10 protein-coding genes are annotated in these 12,450 nt (G+C 56.1%); 4 read left to right on the top strand and 6 right to left on the bottom strand.

The features are described from left to right. Window positions 1–90: 90 nt before the first annotated feature. The 5 genes from JXO50_04425 to JXO50_04405 form a co-directional block, all read right to left on the bottom strand. Window positions 91–1,716: a PAS domain S-box protein gene (locus JXO50_04425; GenBank protein ID MBN2332336.1), complete on the bottom strand. Its 1,626-nt coding sequence runs from the start codon at window positions 1,714–1,716 to the stop codon at window positions 91–93. A gap of 118 nt (window positions 1,717–1,834) precedes the next feature. Continuing rightward, on the bottom strand, window positions 1,835–3,043 hold the full coding sequence (locus tag JXO50_04420; GenBank protein MBN2332335.1) for a type II secretion system F family protein: 1,209 nt from the start codon (window positions 3,041–3,043) through the stop codon (window positions 1,835–1,837). A gap of 41 nt (window positions 3,044–3,084) precedes the next feature. Next, window positions 3,085–4,155 (bottom strand): type IV pilus twitching motility protein PilT, encoded by a 1,071-nt coding sequence (locus JXO50_04415; GenBank protein MBN2332334.1) that lies wholly within the window; start codon window positions 4,153–4,155, stop codon window positions 3,085–3,087. Between the two features lie 148 nt (window positions 4,156–4,303). Further along, on the bottom strand, window positions 4,304–6,013 hold the full coding sequence (gene pilB, locus JXO50_04410; protein ID MBN2332333.1) for a type IV-A pilus assembly ATPase PilB: 1,710 nt from the start codon (window positions 6,011–6,013) through the stop codon (window positions 4,304–4,306). A gap of 169 nt (window positions 6,014–6,182) precedes the next feature. Further along, window positions 6,183–7,106 (bottom strand): shikimate dehydrogenase, encoded by a 924-nt coding sequence (locus tag JXO50_04405; protein MBN2332332.1) that lies wholly within the window; start codon window positions 7,104–7,106, stop codon window positions 6,183–6,185. A 373-nt stretch (window positions 7,107–7,479) separates the two neighbouring features. Between JXO50_04405 and JXO50_04400 the strand changes: the two genes are divergently transcribed. The 3 genes from JXO50_04400 (at window position 7,480) to JXO50_04390 (ending at window position 10,909) form a co-directional block, all read left to right on the top strand. Further along, window positions 7,480–7,788: a DUF4212 domain-containing protein gene (locus JXO50_04400; protein MBN2332331.1), complete on the top strand. Its 309-nt coding sequence runs from the start codon at window positions 7,480–7,482 to the stop codon at window positions 7,786–7,788. A 51-nt stretch (window positions 7,789–7,839) separates the two neighbouring features. Next, window positions 7,840–9,447, top strand: coding sequence for a VC_2705 family sodium/solute symporter (locus tag JXO50_04395; protein ID MBN2332330.1), 1,608 nt, complete (start codon window positions 7,840–7,842; stop codon window positions 9,445–9,447). A gap of 94 nt (window positions 9,448–9,541) precedes the next feature. Continuing rightward, window positions 9,542–10,909, top strand: coding sequence for a hypothetical protein (locus tag JXO50_04390; protein ID MBN2332329.1), 1,368 nt, complete (start codon window positions 9,542–9,544; stop codon window positions 10,907–10,909). Between the two features lie 191 nt (window positions 10,910–11,100). On the opposite strand, the gene JXO50_04385 is transcribed toward JXO50_04390, so the two are convergent. Next, entirely contained in the window at window positions 11,101–11,517 is a 417-nt protein-coding gene (locus tag JXO50_04385) for a CBS domain-containing protein (GenBank protein MBN2332328.1), read from the bottom strand. A 377-nt stretch (window positions 11,518–11,894) separates the two neighbouring features. On the opposite strand from JXO50_04385, the gene JXO50_04380 reads away from it, so the two are divergent. Beyond that, on the top strand, window positions 11,895–12,450 hold a 556-nt coding region (locus JXO50_04380; GenBank protein ID MBN2332327.1), incomplete at its 3' end, for a hypothetical protein.

Raw genomic sequence — 12,450 nt, 5'->3', positions numbered from 1 at the left:
TAAAAAATAAAAAATACTAAAAACCAAAAAAGTAGGAAAAAAATAGGGACGTTGTTAAATTGTTAAATTGCGTTATTGTAATTTAACAATTTAACAACGTCCCCAAATGATGGTGGTGGTGGTGCCGGGATCGGGGGTGCGATTGTGCAGGGTGATGGTGCCGCCATTGAGTTTCAGCAGCTGGAAGACGATGAACAAACCCAGGCCGGTACCCTCCTTTTTGGTGGTGAAGAAGGGCTCGAAGATTTTATTCATGACTTCTTCAGGAATGCCGGTGCCGGTGTCCTCGATCTCGACGGCAAGCACTCGGTTCTGATCGTCTGGCTGCCCCGCGGTCAGGGGCTTTTCAAGGCTGCGGATGGTGATGGTTCCCTGGTCCGCTATTGCCTCGGCAGCGTTTTTAATCAGGTTCCAGAATACCTGCCGGAGTTGATCCTGGTTGCCGGTGATCACCGGTCGCTCGGCCTGAAAATCTTCTACAAACGTCAACCGGGGAAACTGGGTTTTGAACAGGAAGATGATCTCCTTGAGCAGGGCAACCAGGTCGATGGTGGTTTGCTCCCGGCTGTCCTGGCGGGCGAAGGAGAGAAAATCAGTGATCAGGCGGTTGAGGCGGTCCGATTCGCGCATGACAATCTGCATCAGCTTGGCGTGGGCCGGATCGGTGAGCGCCAGTTCACTGTGGAGCATCTCCACCGAGCCGCGGATGGCGGCCATGGGATTTCTGATTTCATGGGCCATGCTGGCCGATAACCGCCCAAGAACGGCCAGCCGGTCGGCAATCTTGAGCTGCTGCTCGATCTTTTTCAGCTCGGTGAGATCCTGAAAAACAACAATCCTGCCCAGCTGTTCACCCTTTTCGTTGCTCAACGCGGTGATCGAATAGCCCAGGGTCAGCCGCCGGCCGTCGGGATGTTGATAGATGGTTTCATGGCGCTGCAGTGCTGTTTTCTCCGGCAGGATGGTCAGTTCCGGCAGCAGCGCCTCCAGGCTCCGTCCCAGGATGTCCGTCAGTTGTTGGCCGAGCAGCTGTTCCCCCGCCCGATTAAGGGAGATAATCTTCATCATCGTATCGACGGTCAGCAGGCCGCTGTCAATGGACTGGACGATGTGGTCGTTGGTCCTTTTCATGGTGACCAGATCATTCTCCCGCTGTTCGAGTTTTTCCTGGGTCCGGGAATGCTCTCTGGTGATCAGCCAGAGAATGATTGCGAAGATGATGAATGATGCCAGCCGAAGAAAGAGGGCCGAGGCGAAGGGGGCCCTGGTCGCTTTGATGATCGGCGGCAGGGTCAGGAGGAGGCTGGCCGGTTCAAAAAAGTGGCCGCCGATCACTCCCAGGTAGCAGAGGCAGCAGAGCAGCAGCAGAGCCAGGTTATGCTGCCGTTCAAGAAAAAGGGCGGCTCCGAGAATGATGAAATAGTAGAGGGGGAAGAAGAGACTGTAAAAGCCGCCGGTAAGCAGCAGCAGGGTGCTGACCAGGGCGGCGTCCATAGCCAGTTGGAAAAAAAGGAACCACTGGCGGTTTCGCAGCCGGGGCAGTAGCGCCACGTAGATGATGGTCAGCAGATAGACGGCGGCGATGAAAAAATAGAGGGAAGTGGACAGCGGCCGGGTAGTGTCGGGCCAGGCGAAATCAAAAAGGATCAAAATCCCCAGCAGAAGGGTGACGAGAAAAACCCGGAAAGCCAGGAGTGTTTTGATCCGTCTAGGCATGATGAAAGAACGGTATACGGTTAACGGTGCAGGGTATACGGCGAAAAGAAGGGGTAAAAACCGCAAGCTGCATACCGATACCTTACACTGTACACCTTATACCGTTAACCGCTCATTTTTAATGGACTACGGAACCCAGTTTGAAGATCGGCAGGTACATGGCAACGATCATGGTGCCCAGCACCGAGCCGAGAAAGACCATCAGCAGGGGTTCAATCAGCGAGGTCAGGGCCGCCACCGCCGCATCCACTTCGTCGTCGTAGAAATCGGCGATCTTGTTGAGCATCTCGTCCAGGGCGCCGGTGGACTCACCCACCGAAATCATCTGTACCACCATGGAGGGGAAAATGCCGCTGTCCTCCAGCGGTTCGGCAATGGTCTTTCCCTGGCTGATGCTTTCCCGGGTTGACAACACCGCCCGTTCGATAACCACGTTGCCCGCCGTCCGGGCGACGATTTCCAGGGAGGTGAGAATGGGAACGCCGCTGGAGATCATCGTCCCCAGGGTGCGGGTGAACTTGGCCACCGCCACCTTGCGCAGCAGGATGCCGAACACCGGCAATTTGAGAAACAGGCGGTCGAAAAAGAGCCGGCCTTTTTCGGTTTTATAGGTCTGTTTGAAAGCAACCACCATCGCGATCAGGATGCCGATCATGACCAGAATATTGCCGCGGACGAATTTGCTGATGTTGACCACCAGCTGGGTGAGGGCCGGCAGCTCGGCGCCGAAACCGGAAAACATTTTTTCGAAAGACGGAATAACGAACACCATCATGATCGCCACAACGATGACCGCCACCGCCATGACCGAACTCGGGTAGACCAGGGCGCCTTTGACCTGCTTCTTGAGCTTCATGTTTTTTTCCATGAAGAAGGCCAGGCGGTTGAGGATGACATCCAGGGCGCCGCCGGTTTCACCGGCTTCCACCATGTTGCAGTAGAGGGAGTCGAAAACCGTGGGGTGATGGCGCAGGGCCTCGGCCAGGGTTTCGCCGCCCTCGACGCTTTCCTTGATTGCCAGGAGAATTTTCTTGAACTCCTTGTTCTCCTGTTGGGATGACTGGATGTCCAGACATTGGATGATCGGCAGGCCGGCATTGATCATGGTGGAAAACTGGCGGGTGAAGACGACCACTTCCTTTTCCGGCACCTTGGCCTTCAGGAAGGGCAGGTTGATCTCGATCTCCTTGGGCTTTTTCTTGACCTTGATGTCGGTCATTCCCTGCTTGCGCAGTGCCAGGGTCACCATGCTGTCGGAGAGGGCTGACTGCTCCCCCTTGACTTTCTTGCCCTGGTGGTTTTTGGCTTGCCATTGAAAAACGGTCATGGTCATCTCCTATCTATTGCCGGCCGGCTGAAGACCGAACGCTAAATCGCGCGATTGCCCACCATCTGCCGGAGTTCATCCGGATCGGAGCTTTTGGTCAGGGCGTCGGTAAAACTTATCTGTCCCCGCTGGTAGAGGCTGGCGAGAGACTGGTTCATGGTCTGCATGGAGAACTTGGTCTGCCCCACCTGCATCTGGGAGTAGATCTGGTGGATCTTGTCCTCGCGGATCAGGTTGCGGATTGCCGGGTTGGGAATCATCAACTCCAAGGCCATCACCCGGCCCTTGCCGTTGCTGCGTGGCAGCAGCTGCTGGGAGACCACCCCCTCGAGGACAAACGAGAGCTGCGAGCGGATCTGCGGCTGTTGGTGGGAGGGAAAGATGTCGATGATCCGGTTGATGGTCTGGGCGCAGTTGTTGGTATGCAGGGTGGCCAGGGTCAGGTGGCCGGTTTCGGCAACCGTCAGGGATGAGGCGACGGTTTCCAGGTCGCGGAGTTCACCCACCAGGACGACGTCGGGGTCCTGGCGGAGAATGTAGCGCAGGGCGTTGGCGAAGGTGTCGGTGTCCGATTTGATCTCCCGCTGGTTGACGATGCATTTCTTGTGCTGGTGGACAAATTCGATCGGATCCTCGATGGTGAGGATGTGCTCATGGCGCTCCCGGTTGATCTTGTCGATCATCGCCGCCAGGGTGGTCGATTTGCCGCTGCCGGTGGGGCCGGTGACCAGGATCAGGCCTGAGGGTTTTTTGGTCAGTTCCTGGATGACCGGCGGCAGTCCCAGGTCCTCGAAGGATCTGATCTCGTAGGGGATTGCCCGGAATGCGCCGGCCACCGTGCCCCGCTGGACGAAGATGTTGGCCCGGAAGCGGCTCAGCCCCTTGACCCCGAAGGAGAGGTCCAGTTCGTTGTTTTCCTCGAAACGGTGCTTCTGGGAGTCGGTGAGGACGCTGTAGCACATCTGTTTGGTGTCCGTGGGGGTCATGGGCGGCAGCTCCAGCGGGTAGAGCTTGCCGTCGATCCGCAGCTGGGGCGGGGTTCCCGACGTAATGTGCAGGTCGGAGGCGTTTTCGTCGTGCATGGTTTTAAGCAGTTGGTGCAGTGTTGCCATGGTTTTTGCTCCGGGGAAAAGAGAAGTCCGTGTATGTATTGGTTATAATCGTTGCTATCTGCGAATGTTTTAGTAAAAAAACTGCTGAAACCATCTCTTGAAACAGCAGCCCCGTCATTCTGACTCCTGACTTCCCGCTCCTGTTTCCTCAATCCTTTGCCGTGACCCGTAAAACTTCTTGAAAGCTGGTAACTCCCTCGATCATTTTGCTCAGGCCGCTCTGGCGCAGGCTTTTCATGCCGTTTTCAATGGCCATCTGCTTGAGTTCAATGGTGTTGGCGCCTTCGATGACTGCCGTCTTCAGGCCGTCGGTCATCGGCATGACTTCATACAGGGCGATCCGCCCTTTGTAGCCGGTGTTGTTGCAGTTGCCGCAGCCCTTGCCTTTAAAGCAGACGGTCTCGGCGGCTTTGGCCTCCGGGATGCCGGCCTGAATCAGGGCTTTGACCGGAATCTCCTCCGGCTCGCGGCAGTTCTGGCAAATCTGCCGGGCCAGCCGCTGGGCCATGATCAGGTTCAGGGAGGAGACAATCAAAAACGGTTCCACCCCCATGTTGATCAGCCGGGTGACCGTGCTTGGCGCATCATTGGTATGCAGGGTGGAGAGCACCAGGTGGCCGGTAAGGGCCGCCTTGATGCTGATCTCCGCCGTTTCCAGATCCCGCATCTCCCCCACTAGGATGATGTCCGGATCCTGGCGCAGGAAGGAGCGCAGGGCGGCCGCAAAGGTCAGGCCGATCTTTTCTCGGATCTGCACCTGGTTGATGCCTTGCAAGTTGAATTCCACCGGATCCTCGGCGGTCATAATATTATCGGAAATTTTGTTGAGATCGCTGAGGGCGGAATAGAGGGTGGTGGTTTTACCGCTGCCGGTGGGTCCGGTGACCAGGACCATGCCATAGGGCCGGTAGATGGCATCCTTGACCTGGGCCAGGGGAGTTTCCTCGAACCCCAGTTTGGTCATGTCGAGCTGCAGGTTTGATTGGTCCAACAATCGGAGAACGATTTTTTCACCAAACAGGGTCGGCAGGACCGAGACCCGGAAATCCATCGTTTTGCCCTTGCCGATCTTCATCTTGATGCGGCCGTCCTGGGGCAGCCGCCGTTCGGCGATGTCAAGCTCCGACATGATCTTAAGGCGCGAGATGATGGCGTTTTTCAGCTTCATGGGCGGCTTCATCACCTCGTGGAGAACCCCGTCGATCCGGTAGCGGACCCGAAACAGCTTTTCATAGGGCTCCAGGTGGATATCACTGGCGCCTTTGCGGATGGCGTCCACTAGGATCAGGTTCACCAGCCGGATGACCGGGGCGTCCTCGGTTTCCCGTTTCAGTTCACCGACACTGACCTCATCCTCCTCCTGGATCAGCTCCATCTCGGCGTCATCGAAGGTTGACATGACATCTTCGAGGACCGAGGTGGAGTCATAGAGCTTTTCAATGGTCTCCTTGATTACCGTTTCCGGGGCCACGACGATTTCAACATTGTAACCAGTGATGAATTTAATGTCATCGATGGCCGAGATGTTGGAGGGGTCGCAGGTGGCGACGATGAGGGTCGAACCCACACGGTTGATGGGAATGGTGAGGTATTTGTTGATGACGTCGGTGGGGATCAGGCTGGCGACCTGTTCATCAATCTTGAAATCCCGCAGGTTGACCGCCGGGACGCCGTACTGGACGCAGAGAAAATTGATCAGGTCGTCATCGTTGATAAAGCCGAGCCGGACGAGGACCGAGCCCAGCCGGCCGCCGTTCATTTTCTGGTCCTGCAGCGCCTGGGCCAGCTGGTTGTCGGTGAGCAGTTTGGCGCTGACCAGCATCTCGCCCAGGCGTTTATTTTTCAGATTCATGTGCATCGTTTCCGTCTTGCTGCGGTCATCAACGTTGATGGTTGCGTAGCAACTCCATCTCCATTGGCAAGCTGCAACCCTCGTCACTGGGCGTACTGGCCGGCCGCCGTATTCCTCAGGTTTTGCTTGCCTCACATCAGGAGTTGTTATGGTGCCATCCGGTTTCCTAAGCTTTTTACCGTTCCTTGATATCCCTGCTGGCGAAAAAAGCTGTTTCAGGATGCCCGCCGGGGTCAGGCTCGTTCGCCGTTTGCAGATCAGCCAGCATTTCACCGTAGAAAGCGGCTGCCTGGGTGGCGGAGAAACGCCTGCCGAACCACAGGGAGAAACTCCGGCAGGCCTGGAAGACCAGCATTGCCAGGCCGTCAACCCGCTGCCAGTCGGCGGGGCACTGTTTGCCTCTGGCGCCGGCACCGTAGCTGATCGGATAATAGAGTGTCGCCTCACCGGTCTGGTCGGCTGCCGGCGGTGCAGTGAAGGATACCGGGCCGGGCAGGGTGTCGATAATGATCGGCATCGGCTGCCGGCCGCCGGCACGGGAAAAATCGGCCAGGGGCCGGACGCTGATCCGGGTGGCGGGAAAGAGGGTTGAAAAATGTTCAGCCACGGCCGCCGCTTTTTCCTGTGTTCGGTTGTAGATCATGATTCCTTTACAGTTTTTTTTGCCCAGGGCATAGATCACCGCCCTCGCCGAACCGCCGCAGCCCAGCAGAACAATCTGCCTGCCGGCCGGATCGAAGCCCAAGTGGGTCAGCGAGTCGGCAAAACCCTGCCAGTCGGTGTTGCTGCCCACCAGCTGTCCATCGCGGCGGGTGATGGTGTTGACCGCCCCGATTGCCCGGGCGGTTTCATCCACCCGGTCCAGATGGGGAATGACCGCCTCCTTGTGGGGGATGGTGACATTGATGCCGCTGATCGTCAGGGCTTTGAGGCCGGCCACCGCTGCCGCCACCCCGCCGGCCGCCACCGGGAAGGCCAGATAAACCGCATTTATATTGTGGCGCTGGAAGACCTCATTGTGGAGGCGGGGCGACAGGCTGTGGTGCAGCGGGTTGCCCATAATGCCGTAAATTGCTGTTTCGCTGGTAATCCGGTTCATTATCCATCCTGAATGTTTTCTGTTATACTCTGTGATATCAACAGGTTGTATGTGGTATTGAAAGATTGCTATACCTGGATAATATTGTGATAAAGTGTGCAAGTCAAGTTTAAAATAAAATATCGTTTTTTTTCTTGACATCCATAAGACAATGTTTTAGTAATTTCCCCTAAGGCTCGATAGTGAGCCGTTGTACTCTATTCCCTTTTTGGAGTTACGCGGCGCTGCATCGGTAGTTGCAAGAGGAAAGGAGGTGAGTTGGCGAAAAGCGTCGGAGATCTCGTTCCAGCAGTTCAACTATTATCGGTTTTTATATTATTATTTTTTGTTGCGCAAAAAAGGGAATGTAACCTTAGGAGGAGGAGCACTCATTATGACTGAGGACCAGTATCACATCAATATCTTCAAACCCCGGACCGAGTTCATGAAGACCGAGACGACCTATATCTGGCTCATGCTGGTCATCTGGGCGCTGGGGACCTTCGGGTTTCAGATTCTGCTGAAGCTGGTGCAGGAAGACGCGGTTGGCCAGAGCTTCCTGACCCGGATGAAATTTCTCGGTTTCCCGTTCCATTACTGGTGGACCGGGCAGTTCATGATCATCGTCTACATCCTGCTGTGCATCTGGTTCAACATCCTGGTTGATGGTCTGGAAGAGCGGCATGGCAAAGCGGATATCTAGACTTTACCGGGACGCAGCATTATTAACGTTTAGAAAGCTAGGGGGTTACTAATGGGAGTTGAAACTGGATTTAAACTGGGACCGGCTATTATTCTGGCGATCGTCCTGGCTTGTTTTGTTGGTATTGGTGTCGGCCATAAGGCCAAGGACCAGGATGACTACTGGGCGGCCGGCCGCGGCATCGGCCGGATCGGTGCCGGCGCTGCCATCGCCAGTAACTGGATGAGCGCGGCCAGCTTTCTCGGCATGGCCGGTCTGCTCTATCTGAAGGGTTATTTCGCTCTGGCCTACATCCTCGGCTGGACCGGCGGCTACGTCATGCTGCTGGTGCTGATGGCCGGCCAGATCCGCCGCTTCGGCAAATACACCGCCGCCGATTTCATCGGTGACCGTTTCGAATCGCAGGGTGCACGGATTATCGCCGCCCTGACCGCGATCATCATTTCCTTAACCTACTCCATCGCCCAGTACAAAGGCATCGCCCTGATGTTCAGCTGGGTGTTCGGCTTCAATTATGCCACCTCGGTCATCGTTGGTACGGCCGTTGTGCTGGCCTACATCATCATCGCCGGGATGCTCGGGGCCACCAAGAATATGCAGTTCCAGTATGTAATTATCATTACGGCCTTTATCTTCCCGCTGGTTTTCATCGCCAGGAAGCTGGGGTATTTCTTCCTGATCCCGGAGATAGGCTACGGCGCCGCAGTGTATGACATCGGCAACCTCTATGCCAACGCCGCCAATATCGGCAAAGGCGCCGCCACTGCCATCGCCCCGGAGCTGGCGGAGCAGATTGCGGCCGCCAACGTCAAGTATGTCGCTCCCTGGGGCGTGAGTGGCACCTACAAGTGGATTGCCCTGTGCTTCACCATGATGGTGGGTACCGCCGGTCTGCCGCACGTACTGTCCCGCTTCTACGTTGTGCCCAACACCCGTGACGCCCGCTGGTCGGTGGTCTGGGGCCTGTTCTTCATCGGTCTGCTCTACTGGAGTTCGCCGGCGTACGCCGCCTTCGCCAGGGTCATGGCCGCTAAAGCGGGTATGGTGCCGAAGAAGGAACTGGCCGATGCCATCGTCGTTCTGGCCGCCGAACGTGCCGGTCTGCCCCAGTGGTTCTGCGGCTACCTGGCTGCCGGTGCCATTTCGGCTGCCTTCTCCACGGTTTCCGGTCTGCTGCTGGCTGCCGGTTCCGCGGCGTCCCATGACATCTACTACCGGGTCATCAACCCGAACGCCTCGGAAAATGCCCGCATGATGGTGTCCAAGGTTGCCGTGTTCGCTCTCGGTCTGATTGTTATTGCCTTCGCCCTGAAGCCGTTTGCCCTCATCGCCCAGATCGTCGCCATGGCTTTTGCCATTGCCGGGAACACCATTTTCCCCACCTTCCTCCTGGGAGTCTGGTGGAGCCGTTCCAATAAGTACGGCTGTATCGCCGGTATGCTGGTGGGCCTGTTCCTGACTGCCTTCTTCTTCTTCTGGGGCAAAGGGGCCGGCAAGGGTACCTGGTTGTCAGAATTGATCCCGTTCACCTCTTCTTCGCTGATTCTGATGCCGGTTGCCTTCTTTACCAATATTATTGTTTCCATGGCGACCGAACCGCCGTCAGTGGAAATCCGCAAGTACCTCTGCGAGAAGGTGCATGGGGTGAAATACGAGTAAGCCCGATGGTATCTTGCGCATGAGTAGATAGAGTAGTGCCAGGGGAAGGGGCGGCAGCGTCCCTTCCCTTTTTTTAATGGATTTTTCGGGCGAATTGTTCTACCTTGCCAGGGTAAGCCTTGGGCGCCGGCAGCCGGCGGAAAAGTCGCCGCCGACCTGTCGGGAAAGTACTCAAGGGGTTTGTCTGTCTGCCAATCCGAAGTACAAGCCGGAAACCATGCCGACCACCTATCAGCCGGAACAGTTCAGAACCCTCTATCAGGGTTTCAAATCGGGAACCGTGAGTCATGATCGTCTGCTCATCGGCGCCATGGGCGGGACTGGCGGCCAGCCTTTTTTTTCGTCAGTGAAAGAGCGGCTGCTGGTCCTTGGTGATGCCCGTCAGGTGCTTGACAAGCGGCGCCAGTATCTGGAGGAGCGCTGGCGTGAGATCGTCGCCCTGGTGCGCCGCAGCGAAAAGGCCGGCACCCTGGACGAGCTGGTGGAGCTGCATCGTACTCTCAATAATATTGCCCTGGAGCTGTTTCTCCGCGGAGTGGAGGTAATGGAGATCCATCAGCTGATTACCACCTATCGCGACCGGATTACAGTCCGGGTCATCGATCTGGCCCTTGAGGATGCTGGTCCTCCCCCGTGCCCCTTTGCCTGGTTCAATATGGGCAGCGACGGCCGGGGTGAGCAGACCTTCTTCACCGACCAGGATAATGCCCTGGTCTACGAGCATGAATCGGCGGTGGTGGATGCCTATTTCAATAACTTTGCCCGGCGGGTGGTGAAGGATCTTGATACTGCCGGTTTCGCCCTGTGCACCGGCAACATTATGCCCACCAACGATGACTGGCGCGGCTCTCTGCCGGCCTGGCAGGAGAAGATGGAGGAGGTGATCGGCAACCAGGACCAGAAAAACCTTCTGCGGATGATTATCCTCATGGATGTGGTCTACTGCGCCGGGTCAAAAAAGGTCGGCCGGCAGTTTGTCGATCAAGTCCATGCCATGATTCGCGACCATTTCGATGCCCTGATGAGCATGGCCCGCAGTGCCGTCATGTCTTCGGTGGCGCTTAATTTTTTCAAGAAATTCCGCCTTGAGCGCAGCGGCAAACATGCCGGCAAATTTAATGTCAAGCTCTTCGGCTGGGCGCCGCTGATCATGACCACCAGGGTTTTTGCGCTCAAATATGGGATCACCGCCACCAACACCATTGCCCGCCTCAAAGCCCTGGAAGCAGGGCACCATTTTGATGCTGATCTGTCGCTGCGTCTGCAGCAGGCTTACCTGGTGCTCACGCGGGCCAAAATGATTTCCCAGGTGGAGGCGGTGGTTTCAGGGAAAAAATATGACTATTATCTCGATCCGGAAGTGCTGCCGGAAAGCGAGCGGGAGGCGCTCAAGGAAGCCCTGACAGCGGTTGAAACCCTGCAGAAGCTGGCCTATAATAGTTTCTTCGGGGGAATGCTGTAACACAACGGTGTACGGATGCGGTGCACTATACGACGAAGGGTGTAGGGAAAATATGGTTGCGGGAGGGTGATTGCTGCAAGGGTGGGAAAGAGGCTGTCAACTACAAAAAACCGCTGTCGCCAGCGGTTTTTTCATCTTTATTCCTATGCTCTGTACCGTACACCGTATGCCTTATACCGTCTACCGTTTTTCTATAGTTCGCAGCCGCCGCAGCTGGCCAGTGCCTTGAGGATATCGCCGCGGGTGACGATGCCCACCAGTGCGCCGTCTTCCATCACCGGCAGGCGGTTGATATTGTTGTTGATCATGATCATGGCGCAGGATTCAACCGGCTCCACCGGCGGCACATTGATGACCTCCCGCTGCATGTAGTCGGCAACCTTGTAGGTGCAGGTTTCCTTCAGTCTTTCCAGAGTTTCGTAGTCGACGTCGAAGGAGGCCACCAGCGGCAGGATATCTTTTTTGGAGATGACTCCCACCACCCGGCCGTCTTCGACCACCGGTACACCGGTAATGTTCTTCAGGTGAAAAAGTTCGATAATATCGCAGACGCGGCTGTCCGGCTGGGCCGTTACCACTTCGGTATTCATCACTTCATGAACCTTCATGATCCACCATTTGATGCAAGTTTACCTTATTATATGAGCATCTATTAGTACATTGGTGTGGCTTTGTCAACGTTTTTGCCTGCCGAGGCCGTCGGGGCAGGCCGTTAAAAAGTCGGCCGAATGGTCATCGGACGATGCCCAAATGGGATATTATTATCAAGGATACCAGCATTTTGCAGGGTATGGGTGATCGTTGGTGGTCGCCGCGGCGTTAGCCGGTTGCTTTATTGTCCGTCGGCAGCTATTTAGTGGTTGACAAAAGCGTTGATACCATATATATCTCGCCTCCTTTATCTCATATGGCAGGTGGGGCCGGGTGGCTCTGTCTCCAGGGAAAACCGCCGGAGATTGCCGGAAATAGCGGGTTACTGATAGTCATGCAAACAACTGAAAGCCTGTTTCGCTTCAACCGCAAGATGCGGATGGTTGCCCTTGTGGTGGCGGTTCTGTCGGTGGCGATGGGGGTTATGTTGTGGCGTCATTATCAACTCAAAGGTCTCGGCCAGGACAGCCGCTACCAGGCGCCCATGCGTCACTACAGCACCGGCGAAAAGAAGATGATCCGTGGTAATTTCGACGGGGCGCTTAAGGAGTACCAGCAGGCCAAAAGCATGCTGGAGGAAATCCCCGGCATCGATCTGAGTCAGGATTTTTATTACGGTATTGTGCTCAATGGGATCGGCACTATCCATCTGCGGGTAGGTATCTATGGCCGGGAGACCAAGCCGTCGGCGATCAAGGCAGGCCTGGATCCTGATTACGAGAAGATCAGGGAATCGCTGGCTTACTTCAAGAGCAGTGAGCGGATATATACCACCTGGCTGGCCGGCAACCGGCCGACAGCCGCCGCCATTACCCACCTGGAAGATTCCCGCAAGGGTAAAAAAAGTGAGGATATTGTCCTGCAGCCTTTTGAGCGCTATGAGCGGGCCT

The sequence above is a fragment of the Candidatus Anaeroferrophillus wilburensis genome, assembly GCA_016934315.1.
GTDB classification, from domain to species: domain Bacteria; phylum Desulfobacterota; class Anaeroferrophillalia; order Anaeroferrophillales; family Anaeroferrophillaceae; genus Anaeroferrophillus; species Anaeroferrophillus wilburensis.
The sequence above is the reverse complement of the archived record's forward strand: the minus strand, read 5'-3'. Positions and strand labels throughout refer to the sequence as shown.